Origin of the sequence: Lapillicoccus sp., from assembly GCF_025353065.1 — a bacterium.
Classification (GTDB): Bacteria; Actinomycetota; Actinomycetes; order Actinomycetales; family Dermatophilaceae; genus Lapillicoccus.
The window spans coordinates 1-21,031 of record NZ_JANXRJ010000134.1 but is presented as its reverse complement, the minus strand read 5'-3'; the positions used below and the strand labels follow the sequence as shown (position 1 = coordinate 21,031).

General features: G+C 72.8%; 16 protein-coding genes and 1 pseudogene. 13 read left to right on the top strand and 4 right to left on the bottom strand.

The annotated features are described in order from the left end of the window. Nucleotides 1-57 precede the first annotated feature (57 nt). The 4 genes from Q0R63_RS10770 to Q0R63_RS10755 form a co-directional block, all read right to left on the bottom strand. Nucleotides 58-192, bottom strand: coding sequence for a hypothetical protein (locus tag Q0R63_RS10770; protein ID WP_295697111.1), 135 nt, complete (start codon nucleotides 190-192; stop codon nucleotides 58-60). A 159-nt stretch (nucleotides 193-351) separates the two neighbouring features. Further along, on the bottom strand, nucleotides 352-2,763 hold the full coding sequence (locus tag Q0R63_RS10765; protein WP_295697110.1) for a transglutaminase domain-containing protein: 2,412 nt from the start codon (nucleotides 2,761-2,763) through the stop codon (nucleotides 352-354). Next, a complete protein-coding gene (locus Q0R63_RS10760; RefSeq protein ID WP_295697108.1) occupies nucleotides 2,760-4,007 on the bottom strand; it encodes a DUF58 domain-containing protein in 1,248 nt (415 codons plus the stop codon). Before Q0R63_RS10760 ends, Q0R63_RS10765 begins: the two co-directional genes overlap by 4 nt. Nucleotides 4,008-4,022: 15 nt before the next feature. Beyond that, a complete protein-coding gene (locus tag Q0R63_RS10755; RefSeq protein ID WP_295697114.1) occupies nucleotides 4,023-4,958 on the bottom strand; it encodes an AAA family ATPase in 936 nt (311 codons plus the stop codon). 603 nt (nucleotides 4,959-5,561) lie between these two features. Here Q0R63_RS10755 and mraZ point away from each other — a divergent pair. The 13 genes and pseudogenes from mraZ to Q0R63_RS10690 form a co-directional block, all read left to right on the top strand. Then, nucleotides 5,562-5,993, top strand: coding sequence for a division/cell wall cluster transcriptional repressor MraZ (mraZ, locus tag Q0R63_RS10750; RefSeq protein ID WP_295697106.1), 432 nt, complete (start codon nucleotides 5,562-5,564; stop codon nucleotides 5,991-5,993). 179 nt (nucleotides 5,994-6,172) lie between these two features. Then, a complete protein-coding gene (gene rsmH, locus Q0R63_RS10745; RefSeq protein ID WP_295697104.1) occupies nucleotides 6,173-7,201 on the top strand; it encodes a 16S rRNA (cytosine(1402)-N(4))-methyltransferase RsmH in 1,029 nt (342 codons plus the stop codon). After that, nucleotides 7,198-7,794 carry a hypothetical protein gene (locus Q0R63_RS10740; protein WP_295697103.1) on the top strand — a complete coding sequence of 199 codons (597 nt, stop codon included), beginning with the start codon at nucleotides 7,198-7,200 and terminating at the stop codon, nucleotides 7,792-7,794. The genes rsmH and Q0R63_RS10740 overlap by 4 nt, the downstream gene beginning before the upstream one ends. Nucleotides 7,795-7,799: 5 nt before the next feature. After that, entirely contained in the window at nucleotides 7,800-9,773 is a 1,974-nt protein-coding gene (locus Q0R63_RS10735) for a penicillin-binding protein 2 (protein WP_295697102.1), read from the top strand. Between the two features lie 67 nt (nucleotides 9,774-9,840). Next, nucleotides 9,841-11,517: a UDP-N-acetylmuramoyl-L-alanyl-D-glutamate--2,6-diaminopimelate ligase gene (locus tag Q0R63_RS10730; protein WP_295697101.1), complete on the top strand. Its 1,677-nt coding sequence runs from the start codon at nucleotides 9,841-9,843 to the stop codon at nucleotides 11,515-11,517. After that, nucleotides 11,514-12,911 carry a UDP-N-acetylmuramoyl-tripeptide--D-alanyl-D-alanine ligase gene (gene murF, locus Q0R63_RS10725; protein WP_295697100.1) on the top strand — a complete coding sequence of 466 codons (1,398 nt, stop codon included), beginning with the start codon at nucleotides 11,514-11,516 and terminating at the stop codon, nucleotides 12,909-12,911. The genes Q0R63_RS10730 and murF overlap by 4 nt, the downstream gene beginning before the upstream one ends. Then, nucleotides 12,908-13,990 carry a phospho-N-acetylmuramoyl-pentapeptide-transferase gene (gene mraY / locus Q0R63_RS10720; protein WP_295697099.1) on the top strand — a complete coding sequence of 361 codons (1,083 nt, stop codon included), beginning with the start codon at nucleotides 12,908-12,910 and terminating at the stop codon, nucleotides 13,988-13,990. Before murF ends, mraY begins: the two co-directional genes overlap by 4 nt. Next, complete coding sequence (murD, locus tag Q0R63_RS10715; protein ID WP_295697098.1) at nucleotides 13,987-15,507, top strand: UDP-N-acetylmuramoyl-L-alanine--D-glutamate ligase; 1,521 nt, start codon at nucleotides 13,987-13,989, stop codon at nucleotides 15,505-15,507. The genes mraY and murD overlap by 4 nt, the downstream gene beginning before the upstream one ends. Next, on the top strand, nucleotides 15,504-16,760 hold the full coding sequence (gene ftsW, locus Q0R63_RS10710; RefSeq protein ID WP_295697097.1) for a putative lipid II flippase FtsW: 1,257 nt from the start codon (nucleotides 15,504-15,506) through the stop codon (nucleotides 16,758-16,760). The genes murD and ftsW overlap by 4 nt, the downstream gene beginning before the upstream one ends. Then, nucleotides 16,760-17,929 carry an undecaprenyldiphospho-muramoylpentapeptide beta-N-acetylglucosaminyltransferase gene (gene murG, locus Q0R63_RS10705; RefSeq protein WP_295697096.1) on the top strand — a complete coding sequence of 390 codons (1,170 nt, stop codon included), beginning with the start codon at nucleotides 16,760-16,762 and terminating at the stop codon, nucleotides 17,927-17,929. The genes ftsW and murG overlap by 1 nt, the downstream gene beginning before the upstream one ends. Nucleotides 17,930-18,021: 92 nt before the next feature. Further along, nucleotides 18,022-19,467, top strand: coding sequence for a UDP-N-acetylmuramate--L-alanine ligase (gene murC, locus Q0R63_RS10700; protein WP_295697112.1), 1,446 nt, complete (start codon nucleotides 18,022-18,024; stop codon nucleotides 19,465-19,467). After that, complete coding sequence (locus tag Q0R63_RS10695; RefSeq protein WP_295697095.1) at nucleotides 19,464-20,201, top strand: FtsQ-type POTRA domain-containing protein; 738 nt, start codon at nucleotides 19,464-19,466, stop codon at nucleotides 20,199-20,201. Before murC ends, Q0R63_RS10695 begins: the two co-directional genes overlap by 4 nt. Before the next feature lie 440 nt (nucleotides 20,202-20,641). After that, nucleotides 20,642-21,031, top strand: a pseudogene (locus Q0R63_RS10690) (cell division protein FtsZ); the annotation flags it as partial.

Below are 21,031 nucleotides of genomic sequence, written 5' to 3'. Positions count from 1 at the left end.
GACCACAGCCGGCTGTGGTCAGCCCTCCGTCCCGTCGTGCTCAAGGTCCGCCCGGGGTCAGCCGCGCTTGGTCGGCGGGACGATGATCGGCCGCGCCTTGTCGTCGGCCTTGGCGTGCTTGTCAGCACGCTTCTCCTTGAGGGACTTCCCCGCTTTCTTCGCGAGATGCTGTCGGGGTGATTTGTCGGCCATGGCCTGCTCCCTCATCGGGAGCCCTGATGGCTCCGTGTCCTGAGGGTACGCGCCTCGGCCTCCGACTGGTCCCCACGCAGCCCCGACGCAGGAGGGGAAAGCAGAGGCCGGCCCAGCCATCCGGGCGGACCGTTCGCGTGAAGCGTCCGGGCGGCCGTCTCAGCCACGGCGGCGCGGGCTACGCCCGAGTCGCCCGAGTCGCCCGAGTCGCCCGAGTCGCCTGGCGAACGGCGCGACCAGTCGACCCGGGACACCGGTGACGGCGTTGGTCAGCCGTGACCACCACTCCAGGCCGTCCCGGGGGAAGAGGAACGCCCGCAGGCGCAGGCCGCGTGGCCGGCTCTCGGCCGCCGCCCGGGTGATGACCCGCAGGTCCTCGCGCACATCGACCTGCGCCCGTCCCGGTCGGGCGTATCGGGTGCGCTCGAGCGTCGCCACGACGTGTCCCATCGACGCCTTCGCGGCGTCGTCGAAATAGGCCTCGCGGGTGTAATGCGCCCGCCAGTCGCGCAACGTGCCGCCGTCGGGAGGGCGGAAGCCGAGATCGGTCAGCCGGGAGACCAGCTCGTCCCACTGTGCCTCGGCGAGCTCCGCGGCATCGAGCGAGCGCAGTCGCCGTCGCCGGTGGACGAGGCGCGCGGTGACGGGCAGCACGAGCGACCCGAGCAGCCCGAGCAGGAGGGCGAGGAGCACGAGGTGGCCGGGGTCGGTGAACCAGATCCGCACCCGGTCGGAAAGGGGGGTCGAGATCGTCCCGCCGGCGGCGGTGTCCGCGCCGAGCTTGCGGGCCACGCCGGAGCTGGGAGCGGCGCTCGCCGTCACACTGGCCGAGGGGTCCTTGTTGGGACCGGTGGTGTTGCCGAGGGTGGTGGGCGTCGTGTAGGCCGGGGCCGAGCCGGTCCGGCCGGCAGGGGTGGGCTCGAAGCGCAGCCAACCCGCTCCCGGGAAGTAGAGCTCCGGCCAGGCGTGCGCGTCGGCCGCGCGCACGGTGTAACCGCCTTCCGCGAAGGTGCCGGGCAGGAAGCCGATGGCCATCCGCGCCGGAATCCCCTTGGCGCGGGCCATCATGATCATGGCCGAGGCGAACTGCACGCAGTAGCCCTGCTTGGTGAGGAGGAAGTTGGTGATGGGGTTGGTGACCGGCTGACCGGCGCCGTCGACCGCCGGCGCTGCCAGCGTGAGGGAGTAGGTGAAGTCGCCGGTGGTGCGGAACCAGTTCTGGATCGCCACGGCCGCGTCGTAGCTCGTCTTCGTCCCGGCCGTGATCTTCGCGACGAGGTCGTTCACGACCTGGGCCGACCCCTGGTCGACACCCAGGGAGCCGGTCACCTGCGGGTCGTTCTGGCCGCTCGCGCCGCCCGGTATGCCGTCTCGCAGCTGCGCGGGTGCGACGTTCACCTCGCGGTAGGTCACCGAGTAGCTGTCGGGGCGGGCCCGCACGTAGAGGTCGCCCGTGCGTGGGTCGGCCCCCCACGGCGTGCTGCCGAAGTCGGCTCCCACCACGGGTTGTGGCGCCGCGATGTGCGGTGCCTCCAGGGTGTTCTGCGTGACGGCGAAGGTCCGGTCCTGGACGGCGACGTCGGGAGAGATGAGCCCGGGCGCCGTGAGGTCCTGCTGGCTCGACTGGGCGCCCGGGCTGGTCCGCCACTGGCCGCCGACGTAGTCCGAGGTGACGACCACGCGCAGGGGTGGCGGCGTGCCGGGAGCCGAGGTGCGGTAGCTGAAGACCGGGTTGAGGGACCCGTCCTGGAGGCTCCGGGTGAGGTCGAGGGTCGAGCTGAAGCCGACCCGCCCGCCGTTGCCGACCGCGCTGTCGTTCCGGCCGAGCCCGTCGAGGATGAAGCGCGTGGGCAGGTGGGGGATGATCGCCGGCAGCAGCACGGCCGCCACCAGGGCCACCACCCCGAGCTGGCGGGCGCTGCTCCCGAACCCGCCCATCGCCTCGGACTCGTGGTCGGAGGACGTGGTGGGAGTTCGCGGGCTCGCCATCGTCGTCGACCAGCGCCGGACGGAACCGCTCGCCTGCCGGGAGATCAGGATCAGCCACACGAGGGCGGCGACGAGGAAGTAGCCCGGGGCCAGCGAGGAGCCGCTGTTGGCCGCCGCGGTGAGGAAGGCGGCCAGCAGGGGCAGGCCGGCGGCGGCCGGCGCATTGCGGGTCACGGCCAGGTAGTCGACGACCAGGGCGAGGACGGTCACGGCCGAGACCAGGAGGAACTCCACCCCGGGCGTCGTCGGGATCGGGGCGGCATACTTGTGCAGCACGTCGGTGACGTCCGCGACGAGGTCACCGAGGCGCGCGATCGCCGCCGGTCCGGGAAGCCCGAAGGTCAGCGAGGACCGGGCGAAGAGGGCGATGACGAACCACCCGACGAGGACGACCTGCCCGAGCAGGACCACCCACCCGCGGCTGGTCAGTCGGCGCAGGCCGATGCCGGCGACGGCGACCGCCAAGCACGTCCAGACGGCCGTGGCGAGCCAGTTGCCCGTCGTCGTCAGCGTGGTCAGGCCGAGGACCGCCGCCACGGTGGCCGCGAAGGCGAGGAAGGCCTCGGGCACGCGCGTCCTCATCGGATGAGCACCCCCTTGGTCGTGAGCGCTGCCCAGGCCGTGGCCGGGGCGTCGCCGGCGGAAACAGGGACGGCGCTCCACCCCGCCAGGTGCAGGAGCTCGCTGTGTGCCGCGGCGTCACCGCCCGCGTCGCGTCCGTCCGCGAAGGTCGCGGTGTCGAGCAGGATGGCCAACCCGGTGCCTCCCGGCTGCCGCAGCGAGGCGACCTGGCGCAGGGCCTCCTCGTCGCGGTCGGCGAGGACGGCGATGACCAGACCACCGGACGAGGCCACCTGGTGGCCGGCGCGGACCAGGTCGTCGAGCACGTGGTCGTCGCCCATCCGCGCCTCGGCGAGCAGGGTGAGGGCCTCGTCCGGCTCGGTCGACACGACGGCCTGCCCGTCGTGGACGGACTCCAGGCTGACGAGGTGCACGGCATACCCCTGGGCCGCGAGGTGGGTGAGGATGGAGGCGACCCCCGAGACGGCCCACTCGAAGGAGCTGCCCGCCCCGCTGCCCCGGTGCCCGGCACTGCGGGGGTCGAGGAGGATGACGGCCCGGCGGCGGGCCGGCCGGTCCTCCTGGCGGACCATGAGGTCGCCGGTCCGGGCGGTCGCGGGCCAGTGGATACGGCGCAGGTCGTCACCGTCGCGGTACTCCCGGATCGACTGGTCGTCCTCCCCGTGGAGCGCGACCATGTGCGGGGTCTCGCCCTCGGCACCGAGACCGGTGCCCGGGGGCTGGCCGCCGCTCAGCAGGTCGATGCGCGGCAGGACGACGATCTCGTCGGTGGTGCCGACCTCGGCGAACCGGGTGGTGAGTCCGAAGGGGTCACGCAGCTGCACGGCCAGCGGCCCCAGGGTGTGCCGGCCGCGCAGGTGGGCGCGAATGACGTAGTCGACCTGACGCCGCTCCCCGGACGTCATCCGACCGAGCAGGAACCGGGGCCTGTCGCCGAGGACGTAGTCGAGCCGCTCCTCGGCCAGCAGCAACGGAGTTCGCCGGACCCCGGTGTTCTCGAGCAGTACGCTGACTGTGGCCGGCTGGTCGACGCTCACCCGGGCAGGGACGAGGTGCCGCTCCACGCGCACGGACGCCCGCTGCTGCCGCGCCAGCAGACCGGTCGCGACCGGGAGGGTGAGCAGCAGCACGCCGACGCGAGTGATGTCGGAGAAGCCGAGCGCCCACCCGCAGAGGGTCAGGGTCGTGCCGGCCGCGATGAAGGCGCGACCCCGGGTCGTCAGGACCTCACGAAAGCGACGCATGCTCGGGCGCCGCCGCTAGCGGCGCGTGGCGGCGACGGGCACGCGGCGCAGGATCTCGCGCAGGACGTCCTCGGCCGTCCGGCGGCTGAGCTGCGCCTCGCCGGAGAGGATGAGCCGGTGGGCCAGGACGGGGACCGCGACCTGCTGGACGTCGTCGGGCAGCACGTGGTCGCGGCCGTCGAGGGCGGCGACGGCGCGGGCGGCGCGCAGCATGTGGAGGGTCGCCCGCGGCGAGGCACCGAGGCGCAGCGCGCTGCTCTCCCTCGTGGCGGTGCTGAGGTCGACGACATACTGCCGGATGGCGGGGCTGGCCCAGACGTCGCGCACGACGGCGATGAGGCGGGCGACGGTGGGCGCGTCGGTGACCGGGGTGAGGCTGGCGAGCGGTGGCACGCCGCCGTGGGTGTCGAGCATCGCGACCTCGGAGGCGGCCGACGGGTAGCCCATCGAGATCCGGGCCATGAACCGGTCACGCTGTGCCTCGGGCAGGGGGTAGGTGCCCTCCATCTCGATGGGGTTCTGGGTCGCCATGACGATGAACGGACGGTGCAGCTCGTAGGTGCGCCCGTCGACGGTGACCTGCCCCTCCTCCATGCTCTCCAGGAGTGCGGACTGGGTCTTCGGCGAGGCCCGGTTGATCTCGTCGCCGACGACGACGTTGGCGAAGATGGCTCCGGGCCGGAACTCGAAGTCGCGCACGTCCTGGTTGAAGACGCTGACGCCGGTGATGTCGCTCGGAAGCAGGTCCGGCGTGAACTGGATGCGCCGGACCGTGCAGTCGATCGTGCGGGCCAGCGACTTGGCCAGCATCGTCTTGCCGACGCCGGGGACGTCCTCGATGAGCAGGTGGCCCTCGGCGAGCAGGACCGCGATGGCCATCTGCACCACCTCGAGCTTCCCCTCGATGACCCGCGTCATCGAGTCGGAGATCCGCGCCGCGACGGCCCGCACCTCGTCGAGCGCCTCGGGGGAGCTGAGCTGGCCGGCCTCGGGGGTGGGCTGCCCGTTGACCGAGCTCACCCGGCCGTTCTCGGACCTCGTCTGGCCACCCTCGCTGGGGTGCTCGGTCAGCTTCGTCACGCCTGTTCCTCCGGCCATGGAATGCCTTGCGGCCTTGGTGTCCACCATCGACGTCACCGATGTGCGTTGATCTTCCCCCACTTCGCTCCACCCGCATAGCGATCCCGGGTGGGACGGGGTCGACGGAGGCAGCACGAGAGGTGGGTCGAAGGGCGGAGGCGCCCGAGGTCGGGCTTCCCGGGGTGATTCGGCGCCGCGGGGTGGCCCGGATCGGGCGCACGCCCACCTACCGGTGACGTCCGCCGGCCCGGAGCGGTTCAGCCGTGGCGTCGACGGTTTCCCTTGGGCCCGCGGTCGGGGGAGCGACCCCGACAGCCCTCCACTTCGCTCCACGGCCGGTGACCTGCGGCGATGGCACAGATCGTCCGAACGGATGAGCCTGGGAGCGATGGAAGTGGGGAAAAGTGGAGTACAGTGGGGCTTCACGGAGCAAGGTGGACACCATCGGGTCGAGACGAGGGGAGGTGGCCGGCGTTGTTCCTCGGGACCCACACCCCGCGACTCGACGAGAAGGGCCGCCTCTTCCTGCCCGCGAAGTTCCGCGACCGGCTCGCCGACGGCCTCGTGATCACCAAGGGCCAGGAGCGCTGCCTCTACGTCTACGACGTCCCGGAGTTCAACCGGGTGGCGACGCAGATGCAGCAGGGCCCCACCTCCTCCAAAGCGGTCCGCGACTACGTCCGCGTCTTCCTCTCGGGTGCCTCCGACGAGGTCCCCGACAAGCAGGGGCGGGTCACCGTGCCCACCACCCTCCGCACGTATGCCGGGCTGACGCGCGAGTGCACGGTCATCGGCGCAGGCAACCGCGTCGAGGTCTGGGACACCGCCGCCTGGGACGCCTACCTGGGCCAGACCGAGGCGGCCTTCGCCGAGCAGTCCGAGGAGGTCATTCCCGGGATCTTCTGACGCCATCGTGGATCTTCTGATCCGCCCGACCGCATCCGCCCTGACCCTCCGGCCTCCAGCCGCTCGCCTTCCCGGGACGACTTCCCCCGTCCCGGGCCGGCCGAGCGGATGGGGACCAGATCGTCAGGACCACCCCGCACCGCCCAGCCCACCGACGACCACGGAGACGGAGACGCACGATGACGACGCGAGGCAACCCCGAAGGCCGGCACCTGCCGGTCCTGCGGGACCGCGTCATCGAGCTGCTCGGTCCGGCCCTGACCCGTCCCGGCGCGGTCTACGTCGACGGCACCCTCGGCATGGGCGGCCATGCGCTCGCGGTTCTCGAGGCCTTCCCCGAGGTGCGTCTCGTCGGCATCGACCGCGACCCCGAGGCGCTCGAGCTGGCGTCGGAGCGGCTGGCCCGGCACGCCGACCGGATCGACCTGGTCCACGCGGTCTACGACGAGTTCACCGCGGTGGTCGAGTCTCTCGGTCTGCAGCAGATCGATGCCGCGCTCTTCGACCTGGGGGTCTCCTCGCTGCAGCTCGACGAGGACGACCGCGGGTTCGCCTACCGCGTCGACGCACCGCTGGACATGCGGATGGACCAGGGCGAGGGCATCACCGCCGCCGAGGTCGTCAACACCTACGAGCCGGATCGCCTCGAGCGGATCCTCAAGGACTACGGCGAGGAGCGCTTCGCCAAGCGCATCGTGCGCGCCATCGTCCGCGAGCGGACGGCAGCCCCCTTCACCACGTCGGCCCGGCTCGTCGACCTGCTCAAGGCTGCGGTGCCCGTCGCCTCCCAGAAGAGCGGTGGGCACCCGGGCAAGCGCACCTTCCAGGCCCTGCGCATCGAGGTCAACGCCGAGCTGTCCGCCTGGGAACGGGCGTTGCCCGAGGCGATCGACGCGCTCGCCGTCGGCGGCCGGATCGCGGTCCTCAGCTATCACTCCCTCGAGGACCGGATCACCAAGCGCGCCCTCGTCGAGGGCGCCACCTCGAGCACGCCTGCCGGCCTGCCCGTCGAGCTGCCCGAGCACGCGGCATACCTGCGGCTGCTGACCCGCGGGGCGGAAGAGCCCACGGCCGCCGAGACGGCCGACAACCCGCGAGCCGCCTCCGCCCGGCTGCGAGCGGCCGAACGCCTTGCCGCCAGCGGACGCCGCGCGACCCGACCGACCCGACCCACCGCACCGACCCGTCGTCCGAAAGGCGTCCAGTGAGCCAGCCGACCGCCCTGCGGGGCGCCGCCCGCGCCTCGGCGCCAGCCGCCCCGCGATCGTTCACCCGTCGCCCCGCGAGCGCGCCGCTGCGCGTCGTTCCCTCCGCCATCGGGCGCTCGGGCAACGGCCTCTTCGCCGGCATGTGCGCCGGTCTGCTGCTCGCGGGCCTCGTCGCGCTGCTGATGCTCAACACCTCGCTCGCGCAGGGGGCCTTCGCGCTGACCGACCTCCAGACCCGGTCCGGGGTCCTCACCGACACCGCGGAGCAGGCCACCGCGGCCGTCGACGACCAGCGCTCCCCACGCACCCTCGCGGCCCGGGCGCAGCAGATGGGGATGGTCCCGGCGCAGAGCATGGCCTTCATCCGGCTGAGCGACGGCGCGATCCTCGGGGCAGCAAAGGCGGCCCAGGACTCCCAGCGCCTGAACGTCGTCACCACGCCGGTGGCGGCCCCGGCGACCCCGGCAGCCCCGGCCAAGACGCCCGCGACCGCGGCCAAGACCCCGGCGACCCCGGCGACCCCGGCCAAGACCCCGGCCACCCCGGCCAAGACCCCACCCCCGGCAGCTGCGACGACCCCGGTGAAGCGGTGAGCCGGGTGGGCAGGCCGACCCCGACGACCCCGACGACCCCGACGACCCCGACGACCCCGACGACCCCGACGACCGAGGCGACGACCCGTCCCGCGCGTCCGGCTCGTCCCGCGGCCCGGTCCCACCCGTCGCGTCCCGGCCGCCCCGGTGCCGGCGGCCCGCGCCGTCCGCGCCTCGGGGTGGCCAACCCCCGCCGTCGGGCGCGCCTGCTGCTCGTCGTGGCGATGTTCGTCTTCACGATCTTCGCCGGGCAGCTGCTGCGGGTGCAGGCCTTCGACGCCTCGAGCGTGGCGTCGGCGGCGGAGTTCAACCGGCTGCGGACCGTCGTCACCCCGGCGGTGCGCGGCGAGATCCTGGACACCAACGGGGTCGTCCTCGCCTCGAGCGTCGAGCGCAAGACCGTCACCGTCGACCAGACGGCGCTGCCGTCCTACAGCCGCGTCATCGCCAAGAAGCGCGTCACGGTCGGTGTCGTCGGTGCGGCGGAGGTGCTGGCCCCGCTCCTCGGCACGACGCCGGCCGCCCTCGTCACCCAGCTCACCGGGACCGCGCGCTACCGGGTCGTCGCCAAGGACGTCACCCCGTTGGTCTGGCGACAGATCGCCGCGCTCGGCATCCCCGGCGTCTACAGCGAGACGACGACGAAGCGGGTCTACCCGACCAGCCTCTCGACCGCCTCGGTGGTGGGCTTCCTCGCGAACGACAACCAGGACGGCGGCGGGATCGAGTGGACCCAGCGGGCGGCCCTCGCCGGCACCCCGGGCAAGCAGGTTTACGAGCAGGCGCGCAGCGGGCAGATGATCCCGTGGGCGGAGCAGCAGAACGTGCCTGCGGTCGCGGGCAAGAACGTCACCTTGACCATCGACGCGGACCTGCAGTGGGTCGCCCAGAACGCGATCGCCAACACGGTGACCACGAGCGGGGCCCTCTCGGGCTACGTCGTCGTCCAGGAGGTCAAGACCGGCAAGCTGCGTGCCGTCGCGTCCTATCCCACCTTCGACCCGACCAACATCCGCGGCGCCACCCCCTTCCAGCTCCAGAACCACGCGTTCGCGGACACCTACGAACCGGGCTCGACGGGCAAGGTCATGTCGATGGCGACCGCGATCGAGCTGGGCCAGATCTCGCCGACGACGTCGCTCATCGTCCCCAACCGGCTGCCCCGCGGCGGTGTGAGCTTCAAGGACGACGTCGACCACCCCACCCTCAACCTCACGGTCGCCGGCGCCCTGGCCATGTCGAGCAACATCGGCACGATGCTCGCCACCGAGGCGGTCCCGCCGCCGACGCTGGAGAGCTACTTCCGCAATTTCGGGATCGGCACCAAGCCGGGCACCGGCTTCACCAGCGAGTCGGCCGGCATCTTCGCCAAGTCGACCGACTGGAGCCCGTCGCAGCGCTACAACATCCTGTTCGGGCAGGGCTACTCCCTCAACGCGATCCAGGCCACCGGGGTCTACCAGACGCTGGCCAACGGGGGAGTCCGCATCCCCCCGTCGATCGTCGAGAGCACCACGGACGCCGACGGCACGGTGACCCCGGCGGCCGCCCCGCAGGGTCAGCGCGTCGTGTCCGCGGACACCGCGACGAAGGTCAGCCAGATGCTCGAGGAGGTCGTCGGCCCGAGTGGCACGGCGCCGAAGGCCAAGATCGACGGCTATCGGGTGGCGGGCAAGACCGGCACGGCCAACCGCTACGACGACGCCGTCAAGGGCTACAGCGGCTATACCGCCTCCTTCATCGGCTACGCGCCTGCGGACGCCCCGAAGTACGTCATCTCGGTCACGCTCCAACGGCCGGTCCAGGGGCACTTCGGTGGCATGCTCGGCGCACCCATCTTCCAGAAGGTCATGACCTATCTCCTCCAGAAGAACCAGATCGCCCCGTCCGGTCAGATCGCCCCGGTCATCCCCCTCAGCTCCACCGCAGGCTGGGACCCCAACGACCCGGCGGTCCTCAACGGTGAGAAGCGGAACTAGCCCCGTCCCGTCGGGCTCGCCCCTCGGGTGCCTCGAGGCGCCCGCCCGAGGCGGTAACCTCGCAGCCGTGTCGTCGCCCCGCCCGAGCCGTCTCGTCGCGGTGCCCCTCGAAGAGGTGCGCGGGCTCGTGCATGGCGTGAAGGGCGTGCAGGGCGTGCAGGGAGCGGTCGGCGAACCGTCCTCGCAGGTCGAGGAGGGGTCGTCCGTCGGCATCACCGGGGTCTCGCTCGACTCCCGCACCATCCGGCCCGGCGACCTGTATGCCGCCCTCCCGGGCTATCGGACGCACGGCGCCACCTTTGCGGCGGAGGCGGTCGCGGCGGGCGCCGTCGCGCTCCTCACCGACCCCGATGGCGCCCGGACCATCGCCGCGCTCGGGCTCGCCGCGCTCGGGCTCGCCGCGGACGGGCTCGCCGCGGACGGGCTCGGCGCGGAAGGGAGGGGAGTGCCGGTGCTGGTCTGCGCGTCGCCCCGCCAAGTCCTCGGAGCGGTGGCTGCCCGGGTCTACGGTCGCCCGGCCGACCACCTGGCCCTCGTGGGGATCACCGGCACCAACGGCAAGACGACCACGGCATACCTCGTGGAGTCGGGACTGCGCCACCTCGGCGTGACCGCCGGCCTGATCGGCACGGTCGAGACCCGGCTGGGCTCGCGACGGCTGCCCTCGGCCCGCACCACGCCGGAGGCCACCGACCTGCACGCCATCTTCGCGATGATGCTCGAGGAGGGCAGCACAGCCGCCGTGATGGAGGTGTCGAGCCATGCCCTGCGCCAGTACCGCGTCGACGGAGCCGTGTTCGACGTGGCGCTCTTCACCAACCTCTCCCAGGACCACCTCGACTTCCACCCCACGATGGAGGACTACTTCGGGGCCAAGGCCTTGCTCTTCACCCCGGAGCACGCCCGTCGGGGGGTGATCTGCGTCGACGACGCGTGGGGAGCCCGCCTCGCCCTCGAGGCCACCGTCCCGGTCGAGACGCTGACCGCGCGCCCGGACACGATCGCGGACTGGACCGTGCGCCAAGGAGACTGGCCACATTTCACCCTCGACGGCCCGGTCGGCCGGCTCGAGCTGCAGTGCCACCTCCCGGGCGAGTTCAACGTCGTCAACACCGCCATGGCCGCGGTCGCCCTGCTTGCCCTCGGTCACGACCCGGCCGCGGTCAGCAGGGCGATGGCCCGGGAGCCGGTCGTCCCCGGTCGCATGGAACGCGTCGCCGCCACGTCACCGCGGGGCGACGACCCGCGCACCATCGTCGACTACGCCCACACCCCCGACGCCGTCGACGCCGCCCTGCGCGCGCTGCGCCCCACGACCCCGGGACGTCTCGTCGTCGTCCTCGGCGCCGGGGGCGACCGCGACCGCGGCAAGCGCCCCGCCATGGGCGCTGCCGCTGCCCGCTGGGCCGACGACGTCATCATCACCGACGACAACCCCCGCAGCGAGGATCCCGCGGCCATCCGGGCGGAGGTCGGGGCCGGCGCCGCAGGGGCGGTCCACCAGGGGACGTGCGAGAACGTCGAGGGCCGTGCCGCCGCCATGGCGCGGGCAGTCGAGATCGCCAGGAGGGCGACGCCGTCGGCGGACAACACCGTGCTCGTCCTCGGGAAGGGCCACGAGACCGGGCAGGACGTCGCCGGCACGATCCACGCCTTCGACGACCGCGACGCGCTGCGGGCGGCACTGGACGGCCGGGCCTACGCCCCGGACGACCAGACCCACGCGCCGGACGGCGCCGGATGATCGCCCTGACCCTGCAGGAGATCGCGGCACTCACCGGGGGCACCCTGCACCCCGACGACCCCGCGACCGCAGCGGTCGTCGTGGACGGCCCGGTGGTCACCAGCTCCAGGGAGGTCGCCCGGGGCGGGCTCTTCGTCGCCCGCGTCGGCGAGACGACGGACGGGCACCGGTTCGTGGGCGCTGCCCGCGCCGCCGGGGCCGTCGCCGCGCTGACCGGCCACGTCGTCGAGGAGCTGCCGTGCGTCGTGGTCGACGACGTCCAGACGGCGTTCGGCCGGATCGCCCGCGGGGTGCTCGCCCGGGCCACCGGGTTGCAGACGGTCGCGATCACGGGCTCGTCGGGCAAGACGAGCACCAAGGACCTCCTCGCCCAGGTGCTCGCCACCGCCGGTCCGACCGTCGCGCCCGTCGACTCGCTCAACGGCGAGATCGGGGTGCCACTGACGGTCTGCCGGATCACCCCGGACACCCGCTTCCTCGTGACGGAGATGGGCGCCCGGGGCATCGGCCACCTCGCCTACCTCACGACCATCGCGCCCCCCGACGTCGCGATCGTGCTCAACGTCGGGACCGCCCACGTGGGGGAGTTCGGCTCGCGCGCCAACATCGCCCTGGCCAAGGGCGAGCTCGTCGAGGCGCTCGCTCCCGGCGGCCTCGCCGTCCTCAACGCCGACGACCCGGCCGTCGCGGCGATGGCCTCGCGGACCTCGGCCCGGGTGGTCACCGTCGGCGTCGACCGGTCCGCCGACGTGCGGGCCACCGGCGTCCTCCTCGACTCCCTCGGCCGGGCGTCGTTCACCCTCAACGGTTTCGGTCGCACCTTGCCGGTGGGCCTGACCGTCTCCGGTGCCCACCAGGTGGGCAATGCCCTCGCGGTCGTCGCAGCCGCGGTGGGGTGCGGCCTCGCCCCGGAGGACGCCATCCGGGCGCTCGCCGGAGCCGGCGCCGTGAGCAGGTGGCGGATGGAGGTCCACGAGCGTGACGACGGCGTCACCGTCGTCAACGACGCCTACAACGCGAACCCCGACTCGATGCGCGCCGCCCTGCTGGCCCTGCGGTCGATCGCCGACGCGGCGACCCCCGCCCGGCGCACCTGGGCGGTGCTCGGCACGATGCTCGAGCTCGGCGCGGAGTCCGTGACGGCGCACCGCGACGTCGGCCGGCTCACCGCCGACCTCCGGGTCGACCGCGTCGTCGCCGTCGGCGACGGCGCCCGGGACATCGCCGTGGCGGCCGACCCCGCGGCCGTGACGTGGGTGCCCGACGTCGACGCGGCATACGGGCTGCTGGGGGAAGAACTCGCCGACGGCGACGTCGTGTTGCTCAAGTCCAGCCGGGACGCCGGGCTACGGTGGCTCGGAGATCGTCTCGTCGGGCTGGAGGTGCCGTTGTGAAGGCGGTGCTCATCGCCGGCGGGCTGTCCCTCGTCCTCGCCCTCCTCGGCACGCCGCTCTTCATCACGTTCCTGGTGCGGCGCAGCTACGGCCAGTTCATCCGCGACGACGGTCCGACCTCGCACCACACCAAGCGCGGCACACCGACGATGGGTGGGGCGGTGATCGTGGGCGCCCTCCTGCTCGCCTACTTCGCCTCGCACCTCTTCACCCTCACCCTGCCCAGCGCCAGCGGGCTGCTCGTCCTCTTCCTCGCCACCGGACTCGGCGTCATCGGCTTCCTCGACGACTTCATCAAGATCACCCGCCAGCGCAGCCTCGGGCTGCGCTCGAAGCAGAAGCTCGCCGGGCAGGGGCTCGTCGGGGTGGTCTTCGCCCTCCTCGCGCTGCAGTTCCGCAACGACTCCGGGCGCACCCCCGCGGTGCCGTTCATCTCCACCGTGCGCGACACGCACGTCAACCTCGCCTTCGCGGGCACGATCGGCGGGGTGATCCTGTTCATCCTCTGGGCCAACCTGATGATCTCCGCGACGAGCAACGGGGTGAACCTCACCGACGGGCTCGACGGCCTGGCGGCGGGCGCGTCCACGATGGTCCTCGGCGCCTACGTGCTCATCGGGATCTGGACCGCCAACCAGAACTGCCAGACCAACCCCGGGCCCAAGTGCTACGAGGTCCGCGACAGCCTCGACCTCGCGGTGGTGGCGGCGGCCGGGATGGGCGCCTGCTTCGGATTCCTCTGGTGGAACGCCTCGCCCGCGCAGATCTTCATGGGCGACACCGGCTCGCTCGCCCTCGGGGGCATGGTGGCGGGCCTCGCCATCTGCACCCGAACGGAGCTGCTCGTGATCGTCCTCGCCGGCCTCTTCGTCCTCGAGACGCTGTCGGTGATCGCGCAGGTCACCTCGTTCAAGCTCACCCGAAAACGGGTGCTGCGGATGGCACCGCTCCACCACCACTTCGAGCTCGTCGGGTGGCACGAGATCACGGTCGTCATCCGGTTCTGGATCATCGCCGGGCTCTGCGCCGCAGTCGGCCTCGGGATCTTCTACGCAGAGTGGGTGGTGGGCACCTCATGACGGAGTACGACCCGTCCTACGAACCGCGGCCGGGGCTGACCCACAAGGACGCCGACTGGTCGGGCCTGCGGGTCCTCGTCGCGGGCCTCGGCGTCAGCGGGTTCGCCGCGGCCGACGCCCTCGCCGAGCGCGGCGCACACGTCATCGCCGTCGACGGGGCGGCCACCGGCGCGAAGCCGGCCAACGACGAGCGGGCCAACATCCTCGGCATCCTCGACGTCACCGTCCGCCAGGGCGCCGAGCACACGGCGGGGCTGCCCGAGGAGGACGTCGACCTCGTCGTCACCTCCCCGGGCTGGCGGCCCGACCAGCCGCTGCTGCTCGAGGCCGAGGCCCGCGGCATACCGGTCTGGGGCGAGGTGGAGCTCGCCTGGCGGATGCGGGCCGCGACCGGTTCCGCGCCGTGGCTCACCGTCACCGGCACAAACGGCAAGACGACGACGGTCAACATGCTGGCGACGATCCTGCGCGCCGCGGGGCTGCGGGCGACCAGCGCCGGCAACGTCGGGACGCCGATCCTCGAGGCGGTGCTCCACCCCGACCCCTACGACGTCATCGCGGTCGAGCTGTCCAGCTTCCAGCTGCACTGGCAGCGGTCGGTCTCGGCCGTCGCCTCGGCCTGCCTCAACGTCGCGCCGGACCACATCGACTGGCACGGGTCCTTCGAGGAATACCTCCGGGCCAAGGGCAAGGTCTACGCCAACACCCACATCGCCTGCGTCTACAACGTCGCCGACCCCCTCACCGAGCAGCTCGTCGAGGAGGCCAAGGTCGTCGAGGGGTGCCGGGCGATCGGCTTCACCCTGGGGGTGCCAGCCCCGTCGATGCTCGGCCTCGTCGAGGAGGTCCTCGCCGACCGCGCCTTCGTCGAGCAGCGGCAGAACTCCGCCGCCGAGCTGGCCACCCTCGCCGACCTGCAGGGAGACGCACCCAGCCTCGCTCCGCACTACGTCGCCAACGCCCTGGCCGCCGCCGCCCTGGCGCGGGCCTACGGCGTGGGTCCGCTGTCGGTGCGCGACGGGCTGCGGGCGTTCCGCCCCGACCCCCACCGCATCGCCGAGGTGGCCACCGTCGCGGGGGTCCGCTACGTCAACGACTCGAAGGCCACCAACCCCCACGCGGCGGCCGCGTCGCTGCGCTCCTTCGAGTCGGTCGTCTGGGTCGCCGGCGGCCTGCTCAAGGGGGCCGACATCGACGACCTCGTCGAGATGGTCAAGGACCGGCTGAAGGGCGTGGTCCTCATCGGCGTGGACCGGGCGAGGATCGCCGAGGCGTTGGCCCGACACGCGCCGGATGTCCCCGTCGTCGACCTCGATCCGTCGGACACTGGGGACATGGCCGCAGTGGACGTGATGGACGTCGTCGTCGCACGGGCGGCCGAGCTCGCCTCACCCGGAGACGTGGTGCTGCTCGCTCCGGCGGCCGCCTCCATGGACATGTTCGCCAACTACGCGGCCCGGGGTGACGCCTTCGAGGCCGCGGTCGCGCGGCTGGCCGAGGGTGAGCCCGACCGATGAGCAGCACCACCGCCCGGCCGAGGGCGGCCGCGGGATCGTCGGGGCGGGCGGCTGCCCGGACCGCGCTGTCGGAGCGGCTCGAGTCCCCGGTGACGTCCTACTACCTCATCCTCAGCACGATGATCGTGCTCGTGGTCTTCGGCCTGGTGATGGTGCTGTCCGCGTCGATGGTCACCTCGTTGAGGGCCGGGGGCTCGGCGTTCAGCGACTTCACGGCCCAGGCGGTGTATGCCGTGCTCGGCCTCGTCGGGGCGGCCGTCGCCTCCCGGATCCCCGTCGCGTGGTGGCGGCGGCTCGCCATCCCGAGCCTCGCCATGGCGATGCTCCTCCAGGCCATGACCCTGGTCCCGGGGATCGGGGTCGAGGTCAACGGCAACCGCAACTGGGTCCGGTTGGGCCCGGTCCAGCTGCAGCCGGCGGAGTTCGCCAAGATCGGGCTCGTCCTCGTCGCCGCGCTCGTCCTCTCGAACAAGCGCAAGTCGCTGGGCAGCCTCACACACGTGCTGTTCCCCTTCGTCGTGCCCGTCGCCGCCGGGGTGATCGGGCTCGACCTGCTCGGCCACGACCTCGGCACCGCCCTCGTCCTGCTGGCCATCGTCGCCGCCGTCCTCTTCGTCGCCGGCGTCCCGATCCGGTTCTTCGTCGGCGCCCTGGTGGTCATCGGCACGGGCGTCCTCGTCCTCGTCGTCACCAGCGCCAACCGGATGAGCCGCATCGGGTCGTGGCGCGACTGCGGCGCCGACACGACCGGCGCCTGCTACCAGTCGGTCCACGGCCTCTACGCGCTCGCCGACGGCGGGTGGTGGGGAGTCGGCCTTGGCGCCAGCATGGAGAAGTGGGGCTGGCTGCCGGAGGCCCACAACGACTTCATCTTCGCGATCATCGGCGAGGAGCTGGGCCTGCCCGGCACCCTCGTCATCCTGATGCTCTTCGCCCTGCTCGCCTTCGCCTGTTACCGCCTCGTGGTGCGCACCCAGGACCAGTTCGTGCGGATCGCGAGTGCCGGCGTGATGGCATGGCTGCTCGCCCAGGCGATGATCAACATCGGGTCGGTGATCGGGCTGCTGCCCGTCATCGGGATCCCGCTCCCGCTCGTCTCTGCGGGTGGATCGGCCCTGGTGACAACGCTGCTCGCGCTCGGCATGCTCTTGTCCTTCGCGCGCTCCGAACCCGACGCCCACGAGATGCTGTCGGCGCGCCACAGCGTGGTGCGTCGCTCCCTCGCGGTGCTGCCCGGCCGCAGGCGCCGGTGATGGGACCGCCCGGACCCTCCTCGGTGCTCCTTGCCGGCGGGGGGTCGGCCGGTCATGTCTCCCCCCTCCTCGCCCTGGCCGATGCGCTGCGTCGGCGCAACGGCGACGTGCGGATCACGGCCCTCGGCACCGAGACCGGGCTGGAGTCCCGCCTCGTCCCGGCCCGCGGCTACGACCTGCGCTTCGTGCCCCGGGTCCCCATGCCACGACGTCCCGACCCGGCCCTGCTCCGCCTGCCGCGCGCGCTCTGGCGAGCGGTCGCCGCCGCCGGGACGGCGATGGACGAGTGCGGCGCCGAGGTCGTGGTGGGCTTCGGCGGCTACGTCTCGACCCCGGCATACCTCGCGGCTCGGCGCCGGCGCCTCCCCATCGTCGTCGACGAGCAGAACGCGACCGCCGGCCTGGCCAACCGGCTCGGCGCGCGACTCACCCCGTGGGTCGCGACGACCTTCCCGGGGACGCGACTGACGCACGCGAGCGTCGTGGGGATGCCGCTGCGCCGGGAGATCTCCCGGCTCGACCGCGCCTCGCGGCGCGAGGAGGCGATGCTGGCGTTCGGGCTCGACCCACGGTGGCCGACCCTCCTGGTCACCGGCGGCTCCCTCGGGGCGAAGCGGCTCAACGACGCCTTCGCCGCGTCGGCCGCCCGGCTGAGCGGTGCGGGACTGCAGGTGCTGCACGTCACCGGCCTCGGCAAGGAGTTCACGCCGGAGGTGCCGGCGGACGGCGCGCCCTACGTCACCGTGCCCTACGCCGACCGGATGGAGCTCGCCTACAGCGCGGCCGACCTCGTCGTCTGCCGGTCGGGGGCCAACACCGTCTGCGAGCTCACGGCGGTCGGCCTGCCGGCGGTCTACGTCCCGCTGCCGATCGGCAACGGCGAGCAGCGCCTCAACGCGGCCCAGGTCGTCGCGGCCGGCGGCGGGCTCGTCCTCGACGACGCGGCGCTCACGCCCGAGTGGATCGCGGAGCGGCTGGTGCCGTTAGCGCTCGACCGCGCGCGCCTGGCCGCGATGGCGCTCGCCTCGGCATCCGTCGGCCAGCGCGACGCCGACGAGCTGCTCGCCGACCTGGTCTTCCGGGCCGCCAGCACGCCGCGTGGCCGGGTTGGCGGGGGCGGTCGGGGCTCCGGCAGCACCGCCGGGGCGGCGGCGGGGTCACCGACGTGACCCTCCCCCCGACCCGCTTCGACTTCCTCGCCGACGTGCCCGACGCCGCGGAGCTGGGGCGCGTCCACTTCGTCGCCATCGGCGGGGCGGGTATGTCGGGCGTTGCCCGGATCATGCTCACCCGTGGGATGGCCGTCAGCGGGAGCGACGCCAAGGAGTCGCCCCTGCTGCGGGCCCTCGAGGCCGAGGGTGCGGTCGTCCGGCTCGGCCACGACGCGGCTCACGTCCAGGGCGTGGACACGGTCGTCATCTCCTCGGCGATCCGGGACTCGAACCCCGAGCTCGTCGCGGCCCGTGCGGCCGGGCTCCGGGTGATGCACCGGTCGCAGGCCCTGGCCGCCACGATGACGGGGACGCGTCGGGTCGCGGTCGCCGGGGCCAACGGCAAGACGACGACCACCTCGCTGCTCACCGTGGCCCTCCAGGCGTGCGGCCTCGACCCGTCCTTCGCCATCGGCGGCGAGCTCGCCCGCGCCGGCACCAACGCGCACCTCGGCACGGGTGACGTGTACGTCGTCGAGGCGGACGAGAGCGACGGGTCGTTCCTGGTCTACCGGCCCGGTGTCGCCGTCGTCACCAGCGTCCAGCCCGACCACCTCGACTTCTACGGCGACCTCGAGACCGTCAAGGAGGCCTACCGCGCCTTCGTCGCCACGATCCTCCCGGGCGGGCTCCTCGTGGCCTGCGTCGATGACGCCGGGGCCCGTGAGCTGGTGGAGCACGCCCGCGCCCAGGGCGTGCGCGTGCTCACCTACGGCGAGTCGCCCGACGCCGACCTGCGCGTCGCCGACGTGGTCCACGCCGGGCTCACCTCCCGGGCCCACCTCGCTCTGGACGGCGCGGACCACGAGCTCGTGCTCGCCGTCCCCGGCGCGCACAACGTCCTCAACGCCGCGGCAGCCTTCGGGGCCGCGGTCGTGGGTCTCGACCAGCCGGCCGAGCAGGTCCTCGACGGGCTCGCGTCCTTCTCGGGGACGCGGCGGCGGTTCGAGCCGCGGGGGCTGGTGGCCGGGGTGCAGGTCGTCGACGACTACGCCCACAACCCCGGCAAGCTGGCGGCCGTCGTCGCGACCGGTCGCCGGCTCGTCGACGACATCGGCACGGGCCGCCTCGTGGTCGTCTTCCAGCCGCACCTCTACTCCCGCACCCGCGACTTCGCCGCAGAGCTCGGCGCGGCGCTGGCGCCGGCCGACGTCGTCATCGTCATGGACGTGTACGCCGCGCGCGAGGACGCCCTTCCGGGCGTCACCGGTCGGCTGGTCGCCGACGCCGTCGGTGCCGCCGCCGCGTCTGCCGATGCGCCGGCCGCGTCATCGCGCGGGACAACGCCGGAGGTCCACTACGAGCCGTCCTGGATCAACGTCGCCCCGCTCGTCGTCGCCCTGGCCCGTCCGGGAGACCTCGTCCTCACCGTCGGGGCCGGTGACGTGACGATGGTCGGCCCGGAGGTGCTCCGCGAGCTCGAGACGCGTGTGCACGACACCAGCGCCAGCGCCAGCGGCGACACCAGTCACACCACTGAGAGGGAGCACCGATGACCGTCCGGAGCAGGCCGATGCCGGGGACGAGGCAGCGGTTCGAGGAGCGGGCCCGCCAGGTGCGTCGGCGCCCGTGGCGGCTGGCAGCGATAGGGGCGATCGCGCTGGTGGTCGTCCTCGCCCTGTTCTGGGTGGTCGCCATCAGCCCGCTGCTTGCCGTCCGCTCGGTCACGGTCTCCGGCCTGACCGACCCGACGGAGCGCGCCGCGGCTCTCACCGCCGCCCGGATCCCGATGCGGACGCCGTTGGCGCGGGTCGACACCGCTGCCGCCGCCGCCCGGGTCGAGGCGATCGCCACCGTGGACCGGGTCGCGGTCGTGCGCACCTGGCCGAACACCATCACCGTCGAGGTCACTCGGAGAGCCCCTGTCCTCGCGATGAAAAACCCTCAAGGTCAACTACAGGTTGTGGATGCGACGGGCACGGCATACGAGACCGTCGCCGCTGTCCCGCCCGGCATCCCGGTCGTCAACGCGACCTCGGCCTCGCCCGACCCCCAGGGCCTGCTCGCCGCGATCGGTGTGCTGACGATCCTGCCCGCCGACCTGCGCGGGACCGTGTCCGGCATCACCGTCAGCAGCGCCGACCTCGTCACCCTCACCCTGGGGGGCGTGACGGTGGTCTGGGGTGGGTCCTCGGACGGTCCGAAGAAGCTCGCCATCCTCCGGGTCCTGCTCGGCACGAAGCCCGGGACCATCGACGTCAGCGCCCCCGACACCCCGGTCACCCGCTGACCTCGCGCCGCAGGCTGAACTGACATCGCGCGCAGGCGGACGGCGGCATCCGTCCCCGCCAGAGGTCACCTTTCGCGTGAGCTCAGGCGGGCCGCGGTCGAGAGGTCACCAGTGGTCGATCCCAGGGCCTCAGACCGACCGGACCTGACCTCTCGGCGCAGGGCTCGCGAGAGGTCACCTCTGGCCACCCGGGTATGCCGGACGCCCTGACCCGCTGCGGCAGCGAATCCGTCCCTCTGACACCATCAGTCACTCCAGCACCATGCGTCGTCGATCGTGGGGCAATCTCGTGCCGAAGGTGCGGGACACGCCGCGAGTCGTGCACGCCGCGCCTGCGCCGACGGCATACCGTCAGTCAGCACGGTCGGCGAGAGCTGGTACTAACCGTGTAGTAAACATCGAGACTTTTGGTGCACACCACCACCGAGGAAAGGCCCGTCGTGGCTGCAGACCCGCACAACTACCTGGCCGTCATCAAGGTCGTCGGGATCGGCGGCGGTGGCGTCAACGCCATCAACAGGATGATCGACGTCGGGCTCAAGGGCGTCGAGTTCATCGCGATCAACACCGACGCCCAGGCCCTGCTCATGAGCGACGCCGACGTCAAGCTCGACGTCGGTCGCGAGCTCACCCGCGGTCTCGGCGCCGGCGCCGACCCCGAGGTGGGCCGCAAGGCCGCCGAAGACCACGCGGAGGAGATCGAGGAGGTCCTCAAGGGGGCCGACATGGTCTTCGTCACCGCGGGCGAGGGCGGCGGCACCGGCACCGGAGGCGCTCCGGTCGTCGCGAAGATCGCGCGGGGTCTCGGGGCCCTGACCATCGGCGTCGTG

Excerpts from the sequence above, each read along its gene's own strand:
- Q0R63_RS10770 (WP_295697111.1), bottom strand. The coding sequence starts at position 192 with ATGGCCGACAAATCACCCCGACAGCATCTCGCGAAGAAAGCGGGGAAG.
- Q0R63_RS10765 (WP_295697110.1), bottom strand. The coding sequence starts at position 2,763 with ATGAGGACGCGCGTGCCCGAGGCCTTCCTCGCCTTCGCGGCCACCGTG.
- Q0R63_RS10760 (WP_295697108.1), bottom strand. The coding sequence starts at position 4,007 with ATGCGTCGCTTTCGTGAGGTCCTGACGACCCGGGGTCGCGCCTTCATC.
- rsmH (WP_295697104.1), top strand. The coding sequence starts at position 6,173 with ATGACGACGCGAGGCAACCCCGAAGGCCGGCACCTGCCGGTCCTGCGG.
- murF (WP_295697100.1), top strand. The coding sequence starts at position 11,514 with ATGATCGCCCTGACCCTGCAGGAGATCGCGGCACTCACCGGGGGCACC.
- murD (WP_295697098.1), top strand. The coding sequence starts at position 13,987 with ATGACGGAGTACGACCCGTCCTACGAACCGCGGCCGGGGCTGACCCAC.
- ftsW (WP_295697097.1), top strand. The coding sequence starts at position 15,504 with ATGAGCAGCACCACCGCCCGGCCGAGGGCGGCCGCGGGATCGTCGGGG.
- murG (WP_295697096.1), top strand. The coding sequence starts at position 16,760 with ATGGGACCGCCCGGACCCTCCTCGGTGCTCCTTGCCGGCGGGGGGTCG.
- murC (WP_295697112.1), top strand. The coding sequence starts at position 18,022 with ATGTCGGGCGTTGCCCGGATCATGCTCACCCGTGGGATGGCCGTCAGC.
- Q0R63_RS10695 (WP_295697095.1), top strand. The coding sequence starts at position 19,464 with ATGACCGTCCGGAGCAGGCCGATGCCGGGGACGAGGCAGCGGTTCGAG.